Origin of the sequence: Candidatus Avelusimicrobium sp. (assembly GCF_050873505.1) — a bacterium.
Taxonomy (GTDB): domain Bacteria; phylum Elusimicrobiota; class Elusimicrobia; order Elusimicrobiales; family Elusimicrobiaceae; genus Avelusimicrobium.
The window spans coordinates 160,039-176,667 of record NZ_JBNMIY010000004.1 but is presented as its reverse complement, the minus strand read 5'-3'; the positions used below and the strand labels follow the sequence as shown (position 1 = coordinate 176,667).

Here is a 16,629-nt window from a genome sequence, read left to right as displayed (position 1 = left end):
GGTATCGCTGGCGACAACGTAGGTATTTTGTTGCGCGGTATTGACAAGAACCAAGTGGAAAGAGGTCAAGTATTGGCTGCTCCTAAGACGGTACATCCGCACAAACACTTTATGGGGCAAGTGTATATTTTGAAGAAGGAAGAAGGCGGACGCCACACTCCGTTGACTCCTGGTTATAAACCGCAGTTCTATTTGAGAACGACGGACGTAACGGGTGAATTGTCCTTCAAACAAGATATGATTATGCCCGGTGATAACGCCGAAATTGAAGTAAAATTGATTACGCCTGTGGCGATGGAAGAAGGCTTGCGCTTCGCAATCCGCGAAGGCGGCCATACGGTAGGCGCTGGCGTTGTAACCAAAATTATTGAGTAGTTTTACTGCTTGATGTACAAACAGGGGGACCGAATTTTCGGCCCTCCTTTTTTGTTTAAGGAGCACCCATTTGTAGATACTTCTTACTTTTTGCGCCGTCAAAAAGTAACAAAAAACTCGCCGCTCGGGCTCCATAAAAAGCAGTTCGCAGCGGGAAATTTTATAACTCGCTGCGCTCAAACAATAAAATTTCTTGTCCGCCGCGAACGCTTTTTATAAACGGAGCAAAGAGCGGCCAAACAGCAAAAAGGTAAATTGTTTCGTTTAATGGCCTATTAGTTTGTTTTTAGTGCGATAAAATTAAATCTCTCCATCTATGTATATCCATCCTTCCCCCTGTAAAGATTTGCAAATTCGGCGTCCGAAATCATTTATTTGTATAAAACACTCACGGTTCCAACCTTGATTATTCCTAGTAAGATACAGAGTGTACCAATCATCGGAATCCGTATTTTTATCTACTTGGATATCGCAAGCAAAACTCCAGCAAGAAGAGCTATACAAAAAGTCTTTGCTCTCATAAGCGTCGCCGTCGTTAACATCTGTTACCCCGTGCAATTCTATGGAGTGCGGAATATCTTTATAGGATATTTGTTTTGCGGGAAATCCGCCGTTTTCTAATAAATACAAATCAATGTTATCCTGCATTGTTTTGATATTGTTGAGGGCTTTCGCTATACGGGCTTTTTCTACGGCTTTGGTGTATTGCGGCAGGGCGACGGCCGATAAAATGCCAATTATCAGCACCACTACCAATAGTTCTATCAGGGTAAACCCCCGGCTGGGGGATAAGGTATAACTGTTGTTCATAAAGGCTCCTTGGCGCTTTTGGAACCCAAACAAAAACGGCCATTTATCCAGGCCCAGTTATACGAAGCCCAATAAACAGCCGTGGTTTGTCGCCACAAAGGCGACAAACACTTGGCACAAAACAAAGGGCTCATGACTTCCCTTTATCTTGTGCCTCAAACGACTGTTTTTGGAGTATAACTGTACCTTTCGGCAACACCGTTCACACGGTTCCAAAAACAGATGAAATTTTGTTTTACAACACTTTAAGTATAACAAATTTAGACGTATTCTCCCAGTTTGGTATAATATAAGTAATCACTGTAAAAGGAGTTAAACCAATGAACATTAAAGTATTGGGACTGTTGGGGGTGGTCTTTTTCGTAGCGGGCTGTGCGGCTACGGAGCAGGGCGCTTCGCCTGTTAACTTGAAAGCCAAAACCTATGCCGCGGCCTTGCAATCGGCGGATAAGTCTTGCCGCGTGGACGAAGATTGTACTTCTGTGGGCAAGGGCTGCTGTCCGTGTGCCGGCAACGAAGCCGTCAATAAAGATGCGGCCAAATTGCTCAATCAGCGTTTAAATAAAGAGTGCGCCCAGGCCGTTTGCACCTTGCAAATGTGCTATGTTGAAATTAATACGTCCTGCCAAAACGGGACTTGCGTGGGTACACCCAAGCCAATGAAAGATTATTTTGCCAAATAAGGAGATAGAAATGAAGAAGATTCTAATCGTATTAGCCTGCGCCGCTACGTTGGGCGCTTGCACCTCTACCGGGGCGGGGATTAACGCCACTCCGGCCAAGCTGACCAAAGCCGTAGCCGCGGCGGACAGAACCTGCCAAACGGATGCGGATTGCGTAGCCGTCCAAAAGGGCTGCTGCCCCTGCGCGGGTTTTGAAGCCGTAAATAAAACGGCGGCCGACAAAGTTCAAAAAGTGTTTGAAAACACCTGCGCCAATGCCGGTTGCACGCGCGAAGCCTGCTATACCCGCATTACCACCTCTTGCGTAAACAATGTTTGCACGGGCAAACTGATTGCGCCCAAAGCGGTGGCTTTTTAAGGCAGAACGGTTTTTGGCCCGGTCCCAAAACGGGGCCGGGCGCTGTATTGCGGGGCCCGACGAAGAAAGCCTTTACAATACAAGACGGATATTATACAATATATATAAGCGAATTTTAGGCGTTATACAAAGAAACGAAATGGTGAAAAACGTGAGTATTTGTATAGCGCAAAAGCCCACTAATTTGGTATAATAAAATGTACTGAATTGGACGAAAGGCAGGAAATTCCACACCGGCTCGTCGGAGAAAGCGACCCGGGGGAGGAGTTTCTGCCGAATAATTTTTTTGTAAAAAACATTTAAGGAAAACCAAAAATGGTAGAAAAAACAGAAAAAAAGGCGAAAGTATTGAGCCAAGAAAGAATCCGCATTAAATTGCGTTCTTACGATCACCGTATGTTGGACGCCTCGGTTTCTCGCATTGTGGAAACCGCACAAAAAACGGGCGCCATCGTGGCGGGTCCTGTTCTTCTCCCGGTTCGGATTAAGAAGTACACCGTGCTTCGCTCTCCCCATACCGATAAAAAGAGCAGAGAACAGTTTGAAATGCGTATTCACAAAAGACTCATTGATCTGAAAAGTCCCACCTCCAAGACCGTTGACGAGTTGATGAAATTAGACTTGCCGGCCGGCGTGGACGTGGCAATCAAAAGCAACTAACAGGAAACCTGATAGAATATGACTGAAGAAATCAAAAACGCTGCTGGTGCCCAAGAGGCAACCCCCGTTGCTGAAGCGGCCAAAGCAGAAACTGTCAAAGAAGCCCCGGCTACGTTTCGTTTCGTAATCGGCGAGAAAGTGGGTATGACCCAACTCTTTGATGAAAAAGGCAACCTTCACGGTGTGTCCGTTGTAAAAGCGGGTCCGTGCAAAGTTGTACGTGTCAGAACCCAGGATAAAGACGGCTACAACGCCGTTTGCGTGGGTTTTGGCGAAGTGAAAGAAAACAAACTTAACAAACCTGAACTCGGTTATTTCAAAAAAGCCAATGTGGCGCCGGTCAAACATATGAAGGAATGCCGTGTGGCCGACGTAAATGGTTTTGAAATTGGTCAAGTCATTTCACTTGAAAAGATTTTTAAACCCGGCGACTATGTGGACGTCCAGGGGAAAATTAAAGGCCACGGTTTTGCCGGTGCGATGAAACGCCACGGCTTCGCCGGTCAGGCTGATTCCCACGGTGCGTCTGACAGATGCCGCGCTCCGGGTTCCTTGGGCTCCCGCCGCTCTTTGGGTAAAGTGCTTTCCGGTCAGCGTATGGCTGGCCACTATGGTACCACCACCCATACCGTCGCCAAGATTGAAGTTGTGAAAGTGGATAACGAAAACGGTCTCTTGTTCCTTAAAGGCTCTGTGCCGGGTGCGAGAGGTTCTATCGTCTCCGTCTTGGAAACTTCCAAATACAAAAAACACTATGTGGCGCCTGTGCAGCATAAAGTGTCTGCCTCCAAAGCCGCCAACAAGAAGTAAGGACTTTGACCCATGGAAACTAAAGTTTTAGATATTAAAGGAAAAGAAAAAGGGACCTGCGCTCTGCCGGACAGTTTGTTCGCCGTCAAAGCCAACCCTACGTTCCTGCACGAAGTCATCACCGCCTTTTTGGCCAACCAAAGACGCGGCACCGCTGATGTGAAAACCCGCAGCGAAGTGTCCGGCACCGGCAAGAAACCGTGGAAACAGAAAGGCACCGGCCGCGCCCGTCAGGGCAGCTTGCGCGCCGTGCAGTTCCGCCACGGTGGTATCGCTTTTGGTCCGACCCCGCACTCCTATCGTCAGGATTTGCCGGCCGCCAAACGCAGAACCGCTTTGGCTATGGCTCTTTCCACCAAACTCGCCGAAGGCAACTTGGTGGTCTTGGACTCTTTGACCTTCAAAGAACCCAAAACCAAAGCCTTTGCCGCTGTAATGGAAACGTTAGCCGCCGGCCGCAAACCGTTGGTGCTTGATAACTTTGCCGACGAAAATGCCGCTTTGGCCTGCCGCAATATGGAAGGTTTAACCCATATTCCGACGCAGGACATCAACGCCTACGTGGTGCTCAACAGTTCCAAAGTCATTTTGACCAAAGACGCTGTTGAAAAACTGTGCGATACCTTCGCCAAGGAGACGAAATAATGTCCCGCACGTATGAAACGTTAAAAAAGCCCCTTTTGACTGAAAAAAGTCTTATTGAAAGAGACACGCATAACCGCTACGGTTTCGTAGTGGCCAAAACCGCGTCCAAGGGCGAAATCAAAACCGCGGTGGAAAAAATCTTTAATGTAACCGTTACCAAAATCAACACCATTAACGTAACGGGCAAAACCCACCGTATGGGTCGCTTTGAAGGTAAAAGACCTGATTACAAAAAGGCCTTTGTTACCTTGAAAGAAGGCGATAAAATTGAAGTGGTGGAAGCCGCTTCAAAGTAGCGAAAGGAGAAACTACTAACTATGCCTATTAAGTCATTTAGACCTTACACCCCTTCCCGCAGAACGATTACGGTTTCGGATTATTCCGATATCACCAAGACCACTCCGGAGAAGAGTTTAACCAAAGGTCTGCGCAAAACCGGCGGCAGAAACAACACCGGTATGATTATGGTTCGCCACATTGGTGGTGGCCACAGACGTGCTTACAGACAAATTGATTTTAGAAGAGAAAAATACGGTATTCCGGCCAAAGTCGTATCCATTGAATACGATCCGAACAGAAGCGCCCGTATTTGTCTTTTAAATTACGCTGACGGCGAAAAGAGATATATTCTCCATCCGCTCGGCGTACAGGTGGGCGATGTGTTAATGTCCGGCCCGGCCGCTGATATTAAAGTGGGTAACTGCCTTGCTCTTAAAAATATTCCCGAAGGTACTTTTATCCACGCGATTGAATTGAAAGTTGGCAAAGGCGCCCAGTTGGCTCGCAGCGCGGGCAGCCAGGCCCAACTTATGGCCAAAGAAGCGGACTACGCCCATATCAAAATGCCGTCCGGTGAAATTCGCTTGGTTCCCAGCGCTTGCTGCGCGACGATCGGCCAAGTGGGCAACATTGACCACGGCAACGTCGTAATCGGCAACGCCGGCAGAAACAGACATCGCGGCGAAAGACCTACCGTACGCGGTAGCGCTATGAACGCGGTTGACCACCCGATGGGCGGCGGCCGTGGGCACGGTAAAGGCGGAAATATTCCGCGCTCTCCGTGGAACCAGCAGACTCGCGGTCTGAAGACTCGCTCCACCAAAAAAGCGTTCGGCTGGATGATTGTCAGCGACAGAAGAAAAAACAAGGTTAAGTAATTATGGGAAGATCAACTAAAAAAGGTCCGTTCGTGGATTTAAACCTGTTGGAAAAAGTTCAGGCGATGAACGCCTCCAACGAAAAGAAACCTATCAAGACGTGGGCAAGAGCCTGCACCATCGTGCCGGAATTCGTGGGACACACGTTTCTGGTGCACAATGGCAGAAAATTTCTTCCCATTTACGTTTCCGAAAGAATGGTAGGATACAAACTCGGTGAATTTTCTTTCACTCGTTTGTTCAAAGGTCACGGTGGTATGACGAAAGATTCCACCGCCCTGAAATAAGAGTTGAGGATTTGATATGGAAGCTTGTGCAAAAGCTAAATTTCAACGTTTCGGCAGCCGCAAGGTAAACTTGGTGCTGGATCAAATCCGCGGTAAAAACGTCAAGGCGGCGGAGGAAGTTCTTCCTTTCGTAGCCAAACGCACCTCGGATTTGGTGGCCAAAACTTTACACAGCGCCGCCGCTAACCTGGAAGTGAAAGCCGGCAAAAAACTGGATTTCAGCAAAGTCTTCATTAAAGAAGCGTTTGCTAACCTCGGCCCCAGCGGCCACTTGAAAAGAGTACAGCCCGGCCCGCAAGGTCGCGCTATGCCCTATAAGAAAAGTATGTGTCATTTGACTGTCATTGTTACCGACGAAAAAAAGGGAGGTCGCTAATTTATGGGACACAAGATTCATCCCCGGTCAATTAGATTAGGTTATATTCAGGATTGGCGTTCCAGATGGTTCGCCCCCAAGAATATGCCGGCGCTTATTAAAGAAGACTTTGATATCCGCAAAATCATTGACGACAAATTCAAAATGGCGGCTGTCAGTTACGTCGGCATTGAAAGAGCCGGTGCGTTCTTGCGTGTGAATGTTCACACCGCCCGCCCGGGTGTGGTAATCGGCAAAAAAGGCGCCGATATTGAAGCGTTGAGAAAAGAATTGGAAGCCCTTACCGGCAGCAAAACTTTCGTCAACGTGATTGAAATCAAAAATCCGGAAACGGACGCCCAACTGGTAGCCCAGAACATCGCTATGCAACTTGAAAAGCGCGCTCACTACGGTGCCGCTATGAAGAAAGCGATTGAAAAGGCCTTGTCCGGCAAAGCGCTCGGTATTAAAATTATGGTGTCCGGCAGACTCGGCGGCGCGGAAATCGCCCGCACCGAATGGAAACGCGAAGGCCGCGTTCCGCTGCACACCTTGTGCGCCGATATTGACTACGGTTTCACCGAAGCCAACACCATCAGCGGTAAAATCGGCATTAAAGTCTGGATTTTCAAGAGAACCCACTTCGCCAAATCTCCGAAAGAGATTATGAACGAACTCAAGAAACATCGCGACATGGAAAGCGGTTCCACCGAAGGCGCGACGGAAGTTGCCGCCCCGGCCGTGGAAACCAAATAGAGGACTTTGACTTATGTTAATGCCTAAAAGAGTTAAATATCGCAAGCCCTTCAGCGCGCCGCGCATTAAAGGTAATGCCAAGCGCGGTACGGAAGTGGTGTTCGGCGAATTTGGGTTGAAAGCGTTGGAACCCAAATGGATTACCGCCCGGCAGATTGAAGCTGCCCGTATTACCTTGTCCCGCTTCATCAAGAAAAAAGGCAAATTGTGGATTCGCATTTTCCCGGACAAAGCCATTACGAAACACCCCGCCGAAACCCGTATGGGTAAAGGTAAAGGCGCGCCCGAATACTGGGCCGCTGTGGTGAAGCCCGGCAGAATTTTGTTTGAATTGGAAGGCGCTTCCGTGGAAGACACCAAAAAAGCGATGCGTTTGGCTTCCGACAAACTGCCGATTAAGACGAAATTGGTAAGCAGAAGGTAGTTTATGAAAACGAACGAAAAAGAAGCTTTGAAAAAGAAAACGTTGGCCGAACTGAATGAAGCGCTCGGCAAAGCCCAAGAAAAGAAGTTCAACCTTCTTTTCAAACACAGCACCACTCCCATCGCTAACCCGATGGAAATCAGAGCGGTCAGACGCGAAATTGCTCTTTTGCAAACGCTGATCAACCAGAAGAAAGAGCAAAAATAGAGGTTTTAAAAATGGAAAATCAAGAAACCCGTGCTAAAAGAAAGGTCCTCACCGGCGTGGTTGTGTCCGACAAAATGGACAAAACCCGCACCGTTGCGGTAGAACGCCTGGTTCACGACGACCGCTATGGCAAAACGCTCAAAAGAGCGGCCAAATTCCACGCGCACGATGAGGCCAACGAAAGCAAAATCGGCGACAAAGTGGAAATTATGAGCACCCGTCCCGTTTCCAAAACGACGAAATGGCGTGTTTCCAAGATTGTGGAAAAAGCCAGAGCTTAGTTTTTAAAAACTACGGAGTTATTAAAGTATGATTCAATTAAGAAGCATAGTCAATGTGGCCGACAATTCCGGCGCGCGTAAAGTGCAGTGCTTTAAAGTGCGCGGCGGCCACCACCGGGATATCGCAACTTTGGGAGATGTCGTGATGTGCTCCGTCAGAGATGCGATCCCTACCTCCGCCATTAAAAAAGGCGACGTAGTCCGCGCGGTAGTCGTTCGCGTGGCCCGCGAAAAAAGAAGAAAAGACGGTTCCTATATTCGTTTTGATGACAACGCTGTTTGCATCATCAACGATAACGGCGAACCCAAAGGCACCCGTGTGTTCGGGCCCATTGCCAGAGAACTCAGAGAAAAGAACTTTTTGAAAATCATTTCCCTGGCTCCTGAGGTGGTATAGAGTATGATTATCAAGAAGAAAGATACCGTGCTGGTTTTGGCCGGCAAGGACAAAGGCAAGAAAGGCGAAGTGAAATCCGTCAACCCGGGCAAAAACAAAGTAGTAGTTGCCGGCGTGAATATGATTTCCAAACACACGAAGCCTACTCAAAATAAGCAAGGCGGCATCATCCAGATGGAATCGGCGTTGGATGCTTCTAACGTAGCGGTCATCTGCGGTAAATGCAAAAAAGCGATGACGCCCAAAGTGCAAGTTTCGGCCGACGGTAAAAAAGTACGCGTTTGCCGCAAATGCAACGAGCCGATCATTTAATCCAGGTAAGAGAAAATGACTAAGAAAGAAACGAAAAACGTAACGAAGGCGCCCGAGGGATATACTCCCCGCTTGCAGGCCCTTTATAAAGAAAAAGTGCTTCCGGCCTTGCTCAAAGATATGGGTGTAAAGAGCCCGATGGCTGCGCCGAAACTCACGAAAATCGTGATCAACATCGGTGTAAAAGATGCCCGTGAAGACATTAAAGCGTTGGAAGTGGCCAAAGAAGATTTGACCGCCATCGCTGGTCAGGCTGCCCAAGTAAGACGCGCCAAAAAATCCATCTCTAACTTCAAACTTAGAGAAGGTATGCCTATCGGCGTGCGCGTAACGCTGCGCGGTGCGAGAATGTATGAATTTATGGAACGCTTCATTATGATCGCCTGCCCCCGTATCCGCGACTTCCAGGGTTTCAACCCGAGTTTTGACGGTAAAGGCAACTTGAACCTGGGTATTAAAGAACATTATATTTTCCCGGAAATTGATGTGGAAAAATCACCCAAAGCCCACGGTATGAACATTACGTTCGTTACCACGGCCGGCAACGATAAAGGCGGTCGCCTGCTCATGGATTATATGGGTATGCCCTTCCGCAAATCGGCTACTAAATAAGAGGACTAAAACTTTATGGCTACTAAAGCATGGGTTGCAAAAATGGCTAAGGACCAAAAGTTCGCCGTGCGCTATCACAACAGATGCCAAATCTGTGGCCGCGCAAGAGGTTACTACCGCGACTTCGGTCTCTGCCGTATCTGCCTGAGAAAGATGGCACACCAGGGTTTAATCCCGGGTCTTAGAAAATCGAGCTGGTAATTTACAGGAGGAGGTATCGCTTTCGGGCCAACTCCGCAACAGGAAAGTGGCTTGGGACGATAACCTAGAATATGGATCCAATCGCAGATTTCTTAACCAGAATAAGAAACGCCAATATGAAGAAAAAAGAAAAAGTGGATATCCCTTTTTCTAAAATCAAAACCGAAATTGCGCGCATCCTCAAAGAAGAAGGATACATCGCCAATTTCAAAGCCGTCCACAACGAAACCAAGGGCGGCGTGGTAAGAGTATTTTTGAAATACACGCCGGAAAACGAATGCGTAATCCAGGGCCTCAAAAGAGTGTCCAAACCGGGTTCCCGCGTATATAGCGCTTACAACAATATTCCGAAAGTTCGCGGCGCTTTTGGTATTTCTATTCTTTCCACTTCCAAAGGCTTAATGACCGACGCGCAAGCCAAAGCCGCCAAAATCGGCGGTGAACTTTTGTGCCAGGTCTGGTAAGGGGGGAATATGAGCAGAATCGGTAAAAAAATTATCAATATTCCCGCTAAAACCAAAGTGGAAATTAAAGAGAACATCATCACCGCTACCGGCGCTTTGGGCACCTTGTCCTACACCGTGCCGGAAGGCGTAACCCCGAAATTGGATGGGGCCGTGTTGACCTTCTCCATCCCGGAAAACCGTGTGAAAGAACTTAACGCTATCCACGGCACCACCCGCGCGAACGTCTTCAATATTATTGAAGGTGTTACGAACGGTTTCTCCAAAACCTTGGAAATCAACGGTTTGGGTTACCGCGCGAACGTGGCCGGACAAAAACTCAATTTGGAATTGGGTTTCTCTCACCCCGTCAATTTGGATATCCCCGCTGGCCTTACGGTCGTGGTGGATCCGAAATCCGGCGCGGTAACGATTAAAGGCAGCGATAAGTTCAAAGTGGGCGATTTCGCGGCCAAAATCAGAAGAATCAGACCTCCGGAACCCTACAAAGGCAGCGGTATTAAATACCAGGGCGAACACATTGCCCGCAAAGCCGGTAAGACTGCGGCGGGAGGTAAATAATTATGGCTACTAAGCAAGAAAGATATCAATTCAGAAAGGACCGCAGCCGCGGCCACCTGTTGAAAAACGGTGCGCACCGCCCGCGCCTTTCGGTGTACAGAAGCTTGAAATACATCTATGCCCAAATTATTGACGACAACACCCACAGCACGTTAGTGTCTGCCACGACGTTGTCCAAAGAATTTGAAGGCAAGTTTGACACCTCCGCCAAGAGTATTGAAGCCGCCAAGGCCTTGGGCGCTGCTATTGCCAAGAAAGCGCTTGAAAAAGGTATCAGCGAAGTAATGTTTGACCGCGGCGGACGCGTGTACCACGGCAGAATTAAAGCGCTTGCTGATTCCGCCAGAGAAGCAGGATTGAAATTCTAAGACAGGTGAATTTAATGTCCAATGAAACGCTAGTTAAAAGCGATAACAGAAAAGAAGCGAAAGGCAAAAGAGCCGAGTTTCAAAAAGCAAGACCGCTCGCCGAAGGCAAAACGACGGTCATCCACGTAGCCAGAACGGCCAAGGTAGTAAAGGGCGGTAAACGCTTTGGTTTCCGCGCGTTGGTCGTGGTCGGTAACGGTATGGGCAAAGTGGGCGTTGCTATTGGCAAGGCAAACCAGGTTCAGTTGGCTATCGCCAAGGCTGAATCTCACGCGAGAAAACATATGATTACGTTCCCGATCGTGGGCGAAACGATTCCGCACGAAACCATCGGCAAGTTCGGTGCTTCTTCCGTGTGGATGAAACCCGCGGCCCCCGGTACCGGTGTAATCGCCGGTAGCGGTGTGCGCCTCTTGTTTGAAGCCGCCGGTATCAAAGACGTGCTCGCCAAGAGTTTGGGCAGTTGCAATCCTTGCAACCTCGTGTATGCCACTATGGAAGCGTTTAAACAACTCAAAAGCAAAGAAGCTGTGAACGTTATCCGCGGCAAGGCTGAAAAAGCCGCCGCCGAAGCCCCGAAAGCCGAAGCGCCCGTTGAAGCAGCCAAGGCCGAATAGTTTTGTGGAGAGAATAAAATGGTAACTTTAAATAAACTTTTCCCTAAACATGGGTCTAGAAAAGCCAAAAGACGCTTGGGCATTGGCCCGGGCTCTGGTTTGGGCAACTACTGCACCAAAGGTATGAAAGGGCAGACTTCCCGCTCCGGTAACAGCCGCAAGGAAAGCAAAGAAGGCGGTCAGATGCCTCTTATCCGCCACACGCCGAAAAGCGGTTTTTCCAACAGAGATTTTGCCAGACGTTACGATTATGTAAATCTGGGCTCTTTGGAAAAAGTGTTTGCGGCCGGTGCGGAAGTAACCCCCGAAGCCTTGAAGAAAGCGGGCATCATCCACGATGTTACCCGTGTCAAAGTGTTGGCTAACGGCGCTTTGACCAAGGCCTTGAAAGTGTCTGCTCACGGTTTTTCTGCCACCGCCAAAGCGGCGATTGAAAAAGCCGGCGGCACCGTAACCGTGCTTGAACAGAAGACCAAATAATGGCTAACAACACAGTTGCAAATATCTTTAACGCCCCCGAACTCAAGAAGAGACTTCTCTTCTTGATCGGGGCGTTGGCTGTTTTCCGGATTGCGGCTGCAATCCCAATACCCGGTATCAATGCGGATGTTTTGAAACAACTCTTTGCTGCCCACCAGAACGGTATTTTAGGTTTTATGAATATCTTCTCGGGCGGTGCGTTGGGTAAATTCTCCATTTTGGCCTTGGGTATTATGCCGTACATCAACGCGTCCATTATTATGGGGCTTGTTCGCGGGGCGCATATTTTCCCCGCGTTGGACAGAATGCATAAAGAGGGCGAATCCGGCAGAAGAAAAGAAAACCAGATTACCCGTATTTTTGCACTGTTCCTGGCCGTTTTGCAAGGCGCTATGATGACCTTCGCCATCACGAAAGTGGAAGGCGCAGGCGGCGTATCGGCGGTAGTCAATCCGTCGTTTATGTTTTTTGTAACCACCGTGCTGACCCTCGCGGCCGGTACGATGTTTGTTATGTGGTTAGGCGAACAGATTACGGAAAAAGGGGTGGGCAACGGTATTTCGCTCATCATTTTTGCCGGCATCGTGGACCGCTTGCCCAGTGCCATTATGGAAGTCGTCAACCGCGTGAAAACGGACGAAATGGACTTCTTTATGGCCTTGGTAATCTTTGGTGCGGCGATTGTCATTACCGCGTTAGTGGTATGGCTGGAAACGGCACAACGCCAAATCCCGGTTCAGTACGCCAAACGCCAGGTAGGGAATAAAACATATGGCGGGCAGACCAGTTATCTGCCGCTTAAAATTGACCAGAGCGGCGTGATTGCTGTAATCTTTGCGTCCTCTGTTATTTCCTTGCCGCTGACGATTGCCAGTTTTAACCAAGAAGCCCCGTGGGCGCAGAAACTGTTGGAAGCGATGAACCGCAGCAACGGTTGGTATATGTTGATTTTCTCCGCGCTCATTATTTTCTTCTGCTATTTCTACAATTCTATGACGATTAACCCGTCCGACTTGGCAGATAATATGAAGAAATGGGGTGGTTTTATCCCGGGTATTCGCCCCGGGGAACCGACCAAAAACTACATTGAGTGGGTAATGAACCGCTTGACGTTCTGCGGTGCCATCTTTGTATGTTTGGTGGCCGTCTTGCCGGATTTCTTCCGTGCGGAATTTAACGTGGACTTTTACTTCGGCGGTACGGCTCTGCTCATCGTCGTCGGCGTCGCGTTGGATACCGTCGGTCAAATCCAAGCCCATCTCTTGGCCCGCAATTACGAGCCGTTGATGAAGGGAAGCAAGAGAATCAAAGGCCGCTGGTTTAACGTCCAGTAATTTTTACAGATTTTGGGAGATTTCTTTGTTCCCTTTTTCCTCGCATAGCAATTAGTATGCTTCGGAAAAAGGCGCCTAGAAATCTCCTCAAAATCTAAAAAAATTAGTAGTTGTTTCGTGGCAAATTATTTTGTGTTTGGCTCCACTGGGGCGAAACGCAAAGTAGTTTGAAAGACAGGAAGGATTTTAACGTGAATATTGTTTTAATGGGCTGCCCGGGTGCCGGTAAAGGCACGCAGTCGGCCAAATTGCAAGATGAATTTCAGTTGAAGCACATTTCCACCGGGGACGTTCTCCGCGCGGAAATTGCTTCCGGTTCCGAACTCGGCAAAAAGATTTCCGGCATTATTGAAAACGGAAACCTGGTGCCGGACGAACTGATGATTTCTATGTTGGAAAACATCGTCAAATCTACCGATAAAGGTATTATTTTTGATGGGTTTCCCCGCACGGTGGCGCAGGCCGAAGCGTTGGATGCGATGATGAAACGCCTCGGGCGCGAAATTACGAAGGTAATTATGATTGACTTGCCGGAAAGCGAAGTCGTCAGCCGCATTACCTCCCGCCGTCAATGCAAAAAATGCGGTGCCATTTTGCACGTCAATCCGGAAGCCCCGCTTACCAAATGCCCGGCTTGCGGCGGTGAATTATACACCCGTGCAGACGATACCGCCGAACACGTCAAACGCCGCTTGGAAGTGTATCACAACGATACCTTGCCGGTGAAGAACTATTATTTGAACAGCGGTAAATACGTAGAAATCAAGGGTAACCAAACCCCCGAAAAAGTTTTTGAAGACATTGTAAATGTCATCAAGAAGGCAAAATGATTGAAGTAAAAAACGATAGCGAACTCCAAAAGATGCGTGAAGCCGGCAAAGTAACGGCGGCGGTCCTCAAACTGATGACCGAACTCGTTAAACCGGGTATCTCCACGCTGGAATTGGACGCCGCGGCCGAAAAGACGATCCGCTCCTTCGGGGCGACGCCGCTCTTTCTCGGTTATTATGGCTTTCCGGGCACCATTTGCGCTTCCGTAAATGAAGAAGTTGTGCACGGAATCCCAAAAAAAGATAGAATATTAAAGAGTGGTGATATTATCAGTATAGATACAGGGGCCCGCCTTGACGGCTTCTGTTCTGATGCCGCAATCACCCTCGGCGTGGGAGAAGTTTCTGACGAAGCCCAAAGACTGATGGACGTTACCAAAAAGTCTTTATATAAGGCAATCGGGCAAGTCAAACCCGGCAAGCGTCTTGGCGACGTGGAGCACGCGGTGGAAACTTTTGCCAAGCAAAACGGCGTAGGCGTCGTGCGTGATTACTGCGGGCACGGTATTGGCCGCAATATGCACGAAGAGCCCAGTATCCCGAACTTCGGCAGACCGGGCACGGGGCCGCTCTTGGAAAAGGGCATGGTCCTGGCAATAGAGCCTATGCTTACTGCGGGAACTTATAGAGTCAGGGAGTTGGATGACGGTTGGACTGTGGTTACGGCGGACGGCAAGTATGCTGCCCACTTTGAACACACGGTAGCCGTTACGGCTAACGGCAGTGAAATTTTCACGGCCTTTGAATAATCTCACGCCGGCGCTTTTTGGATGGTTCAAAAGGGCGCGGCGGATGTTTGTTCTAAATTTATCCGAACTCGGAGTCGTATGAGCGATAAGATAGAAATTGAAGGTAAAGTCTTGGAATCGCTGCCCAATGCGATGTTTAAAATAGAAATACCGGGCGGCAAAATTATTCTGGGACATATATCCGGCAAAATGAGAGTTCATCATATAAGAATTCTACCGGGCGACAAGGTCAGACTGGAATTGTCTCCTTACGATTTGACCCGCGGCAGAATAACTTATAGGGAGAAATAAATGAAAGTCAGAGCCAGTGTAAAAAAGATATGTCAGAAATGCAAAATCATTAAGCGCAACGGCGTAGTCCGTGTGGTTTGCGAAGTCGCGAAGCACAAACAACGCCAAGGTTAATTTAAGGAGTTTTAGAAGAATATGGCTAGAGTCGCAGGTATTGATTTACCTAAAAATAAAAGAATTGACGTCGCCCTGGAATACATTTACGGCATCGGCAAGAAAAACGCCAAAGACGTGCTTGCCAAATTGAACGGCCAGATTGATCCCGCTACCCGCGTGAAAGACTTGACCGAACAGCAGGCCGGTTTGCTCAACACCATTTTGCAGAAAGAATACAAAGTGGAAGGCGAACTCCGCCGCGAAGTGGCGCAAAATATTCACCGCGCCATTGAAATTGGTTCCTATCGTGGCCAGCGCCACCGCCGCAACCTGCCGGTCCGCGGTCAGCGCACCAAAACCAACAGCAGAACCCGCCGCGGCAGAAGAAAAACCGTGGGTGCTAAAACCAAATAACTTTTAATATTAGGAATTTAAACATATGGCAGAAGAAAAAGTAACAACGGCCCCGGCCGCGCAAGCGCCGGCGGCGAAAGGAAAGAAGAAAAACGCCAAAGCGCCGGTATTCGGCGTGGTGCATATTTACTGCTCGTTCAACAACACGATTGTAACTGTTTCGGACGACAAGGGCAACACGATTGCTTGGTCCACCGCCGGTTCTCACGGCTTTAAAGGCACCAAGAAGAGCACTCCGTTTGCCGCGCAAATCACCAGCAACAAGGCTGCTGAAAAAGCCGTTGCTATGGGTATGCGCGAAGTAGCCGTAAAAGTTTGCGGCCCGGGCCAGGGCAGAGAAACTGCCGTGCGCGCCGTACAGCAAGCCGGTTTAACCGTGTCTTCCATTAAAGACATCACCCCCATCCCCCACAACGGATGCAGACCGCCCAAAGCCAGGAGAGTATAAGATTTATGTCTAGATATACAGGACCCAGCTGCAAAAAGTGCAGAAAATTAGATTGCAAACTTTTCTTGAAAGGGAGCAAATGCTACACCAACTGCGTCATTGACAAGTTGGCTGCCGTAACCAAACGCGGCGGCAAAGTTAGAAAAGCCAAAGTGTCCGAATACGGTATTCGCTTGCAGGAAAAACAGAAAGCCAGACTTCAATCTGGTATGTCTGAAATTCCGTTCCGCAACTTGTTTGACGCCGCTGCCAAGGCCGAAGGCCAGACCGGTGAAAATTTCTTGCGCAAATTGGAAACCCGCTTGGACAACACCGTCCGCCGCTTGGGTTTTGCCATTTCGCTTAAAGCCGCGCGCCAGTTGGTATTGCACGGATATGTAACCGTAAACGGTAAAGCCGTAAACGTGCCTTCTTACCAGTTGCGCTTGGGCGACAAAGTAACCTTGAACGCCGCCTTGGCCGAAAACGTGGAAGTAAAGAAAGCCTTGACGGATGCCGAAAAGCGCAACCAGCGCCCGAGCTTCTTGGAATACGATGCGGAGAAGATGACCGGCAAACTTTTAAGATGGCCCGACAGAGCGGAAATGTCCTACCCTGTCAACGAGCAGCTCATCGTAGAATACTATTCTAAATAGTTTGGAGGCAAT

At 48.8% G+C, this 16,629-nt stretch carries 31 protein-coding genes and 1 pseudogene; 31 read left to right on the top strand and 1 reads right to left on the bottom strand.

Annotated features, from left to right (window positions below):
* A pseudogene (locus tag ACR0QV_RS03855) lies at positions 1-375 on the top strand (elongation factor Tu); the annotation flags it as partial.
* Between the two features lie 300 nt (positions 376-675).
* Here ACR0QV_RS03855 and ACR0QV_RS03850 read toward each other — a convergent pair.
* Positions 676-1,185, bottom strand: a complete 510-nt coding sequence (locus ACR0QV_RS03850) for a type II secretion system protein (protein ID WP_432634714.1) — start codon at positions 1,183-1,185, stop codon at positions 676-678.
* 320 nt (positions 1,186-1,505) lie between these two features.
* Here ACR0QV_RS03850 and ACR0QV_RS03845 point away from each other — a divergent pair, with 320 nt between their 5' ends.
* The 30 genes from ACR0QV_RS03845 to rpsD all read left to right on the top strand — a co-directional run bounded on the left by ACR0QV_RS03845 (position 1,506) and on the right by rpsD (position 16,617).
* Positions 1,506-1,868, top strand: a complete 363-nt coding sequence (locus ACR0QV_RS03845) for a hypothetical protein (RefSeq protein ID WP_432634712.1) — start codon at positions 1,506-1,508, stop codon at positions 1,866-1,868.
* A gap of 10 nt (positions 1,869-1,878) precedes the next feature.
* Positions 1,879-2,226: a hypothetical protein gene (locus ACR0QV_RS03840; RefSeq protein WP_432634710.1), complete on the top strand. Its 348-nt coding sequence runs from the start codon at positions 1,879-1,881 to the stop codon at positions 2,224-2,226.
* A 315-nt stretch (positions 2,227-2,541) separates the two neighbouring features.
* Positions 2,542-2,886 carry a 30S ribosomal protein S10 gene (rpsJ, locus tag ACR0QV_RS03835; protein WP_428037898.1) on the top strand — a complete coding sequence of 115 codons (345 nt, stop codon included), beginning with the start codon at positions 2,542-2,544 and terminating at the stop codon, positions 2,884-2,886.
* A gap of 18 nt (positions 2,887-2,904) precedes the next feature.
* The gene (gene rplC, locus ACR0QV_RS03830) at positions 2,905-3,696 is read left to right on the top strand and encodes a 50S ribosomal protein L3 (RefSeq protein WP_428052882.1); all 792 of its coding nucleotides are present in this window, start codon (positions 2,905-2,907) and stop codon (positions 3,694-3,696) included.
* 12 nt (positions 3,697-3,708) lie between these two features.
* Entirely contained in the window at positions 3,709-4,341 is a 633-nt protein-coding gene (gene rplD / locus ACR0QV_RS03825) for a 50S ribosomal protein L4 (RefSeq protein ID WP_177746027.1), read from the top strand.
* Positions 4,341-4,637 (top strand): 50S ribosomal protein L23, encoded by a 297-nt coding sequence (locus ACR0QV_RS03820; protein WP_177746029.1) that lies wholly within the window; start codon positions 4,341-4,343, stop codon positions 4,635-4,637. Before rplD ends, ACR0QV_RS03820 begins: the two co-directional genes overlap by 1 nt.
* Positions 4,638-4,658: 21 nt before the next feature.
* Positions 4,659-5,498: a 50S ribosomal protein L2 gene (gene rplB / locus ACR0QV_RS03815; RefSeq protein ID WP_428052884.1), complete on the top strand. Its 840-nt coding sequence runs from the start codon at positions 4,659-4,661 to the stop codon at positions 5,496-5,498.
* A 2-nt stretch (positions 5,499-5,500) separates the two neighbouring features.
* Positions 5,501-5,785: a 30S ribosomal protein S19 gene (gene rpsS / locus ACR0QV_RS03810; protein WP_177746033.1), complete on the top strand. Its 285-nt coding sequence runs from the start codon at positions 5,501-5,503 to the stop codon at positions 5,783-5,785.
* 16 nt (positions 5,786-5,801) lie between these two features.
* Positions 5,802-6,161 (top strand): 50S ribosomal protein L22, encoded by a 360-nt coding sequence (gene rplV / locus ACR0QV_RS03805; RefSeq protein WP_087289330.1) that lies wholly within the window; start codon positions 5,802-5,804, stop codon positions 6,159-6,161.
* Between the two features lie 3 nt (positions 6,162-6,164).
* The gene (gene rpsC / locus ACR0QV_RS03800) at positions 6,165-6,896 is read left to right on the top strand and encodes a 30S ribosomal protein S3 (protein ID WP_177746035.1); all 732 of its coding nucleotides are present in this window, start codon (positions 6,165-6,167) and stop codon (positions 6,894-6,896) included.
* A gap of 13 nt (positions 6,897-6,909) precedes the next feature.
* Positions 6,910-7,320 carry a 50S ribosomal protein L16 gene (rplP, locus tag ACR0QV_RS03795; RefSeq protein WP_428052886.1) on the top strand — a complete coding sequence of 137 codons (411 nt, stop codon included), beginning with the start codon at positions 6,910-6,912 and terminating at the stop codon, positions 7,318-7,320.
* Between the two features lie 3 nt (positions 7,321-7,323).
* A complete protein-coding gene (gene rpmC / locus ACR0QV_RS03790) occupies positions 7,324-7,527 on the top strand; it encodes a 50S ribosomal protein L29 (protein ID WP_428052888.1) in 204 nt (67 codons plus the stop codon).
* Between the two features lie 11 nt (positions 7,528-7,538).
* Positions 7,539-7,808, top strand: coding sequence for a 30S ribosomal protein S17 (gene rpsQ / locus ACR0QV_RS03785; protein ID WP_428052889.1), 270 nt, complete (start codon positions 7,539-7,541; stop codon positions 7,806-7,808).
* 28 nt (positions 7,809-7,836) lie between these two features.
* Positions 7,837-8,205 carry a 50S ribosomal protein L14 gene (gene rplN, locus ACR0QV_RS03780; RefSeq protein WP_087289320.1) on the top strand — a complete coding sequence of 123 codons (369 nt, stop codon included), beginning with the start codon at positions 7,837-7,839 and terminating at the stop codon, positions 8,203-8,205.
* A gap of 3 nt (positions 8,206-8,208) precedes the next feature.
* Positions 8,209-8,517 carry a 50S ribosomal protein L24 gene (rplX, locus tag ACR0QV_RS03775; RefSeq protein WP_432634705.1) on the top strand — a complete coding sequence of 103 codons (309 nt, stop codon included), beginning with the start codon at positions 8,209-8,211 and terminating at the stop codon, positions 8,515-8,517.
* 15 nt (positions 8,518-8,532) lie between these two features.
* On the top strand, positions 8,533-9,129 hold the full coding sequence (rplE, locus tag ACR0QV_RS03770; protein WP_428052891.1) for a 50S ribosomal protein L5: 597 nt from the start codon (positions 8,533-8,535) through the stop codon (positions 9,127-9,129).
* 15 nt (positions 9,130-9,144) lie between these two features.
* Positions 9,145-9,330, top strand: a complete 186-nt coding sequence (locus tag ACR0QV_RS03765) for a type Z 30S ribosomal protein S14 (protein ID WP_087289315.1) — start codon at positions 9,145-9,147, stop codon at positions 9,328-9,330.
* Positions 9,331-9,401: 71 nt separating this feature from the next.
* Entirely contained in the window at positions 9,402-9,794 is a 393-nt protein-coding gene (rpsH, locus tag ACR0QV_RS03760; protein WP_177746046.1) for a 30S ribosomal protein S8, read from the top strand.
* A 9-nt stretch (positions 9,795-9,803) separates the two neighbouring features.
* Positions 9,804-10,355, top strand: coding sequence for a 50S ribosomal protein L6 (rplF, locus tag ACR0QV_RS03755; RefSeq protein ID WP_428052893.1), 552 nt, complete (start codon positions 9,804-9,806; stop codon positions 10,353-10,355).
* Positions 10,356-10,357: 2 nt separating this feature from the next.
* On the top strand, positions 10,358-10,723 hold the full coding sequence (rplR, locus tag ACR0QV_RS03750) for a 50S ribosomal protein L18 (RefSeq protein ID WP_177746050.1): 366 nt from the start codon (positions 10,358-10,360) through the stop codon (positions 10,721-10,723).
* 14 nt (positions 10,724-10,737) lie between these two features.
* Positions 10,738-11,340 (top strand): 30S ribosomal protein S5, encoded by a 603-nt coding sequence (gene rpsE / locus ACR0QV_RS03745; RefSeq protein ID WP_428052895.1) that lies wholly within the window; start codon positions 10,738-10,740, stop codon positions 11,338-11,340.
* 18 nt (positions 11,341-11,358) lie between these two features.
* Positions 11,359-11,820 carry a 50S ribosomal protein L15 gene (rplO, locus tag ACR0QV_RS03740; RefSeq protein WP_432634701.1) on the top strand — a complete coding sequence of 154 codons (462 nt, stop codon included), beginning with the start codon at positions 11,359-11,361 and terminating at the stop codon, positions 11,818-11,820.
* Positions 11,820-13,154 carry a preprotein translocase subunit SecY gene (gene secY / locus ACR0QV_RS03735; RefSeq protein ID WP_428052899.1) on the top strand — a complete coding sequence of 445 codons (1,335 nt, stop codon included), beginning with the start codon at positions 11,820-11,822 and terminating at the stop codon, positions 13,152-13,154. The genes rplO and secY overlap by 1 nt, the downstream gene beginning before the upstream one ends.
* 167 nt (positions 13,155-13,321) lie before the next feature.
* The gene (locus ACR0QV_RS03730) at positions 13,322-13,984 is read left to right on the top strand and encodes an adenylate kinase (RefSeq protein WP_432634699.1); all 663 of its coding nucleotides are present in this window, start codon (positions 13,322-13,324) and stop codon (positions 13,982-13,984) included.
* Positions 13,981-14,733 (top strand): type I methionyl aminopeptidase, encoded by a 753-nt coding sequence (gene map / locus ACR0QV_RS03725; protein WP_428061141.1) that lies wholly within the window; start codon positions 13,981-13,983, stop codon positions 14,731-14,733. Before ACR0QV_RS03730 ends, map begins: the two co-directional genes overlap by 4 nt.
* A 78-nt stretch (positions 14,734-14,811) precedes the next feature.
* A complete protein-coding gene (gene infA / locus ACR0QV_RS03720; protein WP_177746064.1) occupies positions 14,812-15,024 on the top strand; it encodes a translation initiation factor IF-1 in 213 nt (70 codons plus the stop codon).
* Positions 15,025-15,138 (top strand): 50S ribosomal protein L36, encoded by a 114-nt coding sequence (gene rpmJ / locus ACR0QV_RS03715; protein WP_177746066.1) that lies wholly within the window; start codon positions 15,025-15,027, stop codon positions 15,136-15,138. It abuts the gene before it with no gap.
* A gap of 21 nt (positions 15,139-15,159) precedes the next feature.
* The gene (gene rpsM / locus ACR0QV_RS03710) at positions 15,160-15,534 is read left to right on the top strand and encodes a 30S ribosomal protein S13 (RefSeq protein WP_177746068.1); all 375 of its coding nucleotides are present in this window, start codon (positions 15,160-15,162) and stop codon (positions 15,532-15,534) included.
* Positions 15,535-15,559: 25 nt separating this feature from the next.
* Positions 15,560-15,982: a 30S ribosomal protein S11 gene (gene rpsK / locus ACR0QV_RS03705; RefSeq protein WP_177746071.1), complete on the top strand. Its 423-nt coding sequence runs from the start codon at positions 15,560-15,562 to the stop codon at positions 15,980-15,982.
* Positions 15,983-15,987: 5 nt separating this feature from the next.
* Positions 15,988-16,617, top strand: coding sequence for a 30S ribosomal protein S4 (rpsD, locus tag ACR0QV_RS03700; RefSeq protein ID WP_428052905.1), 630 nt, complete (start codon positions 15,988-15,990; stop codon positions 16,615-16,617).
* The last annotated feature ends 12 nt before the right edge of the window (positions 16,618-16,629 follow it).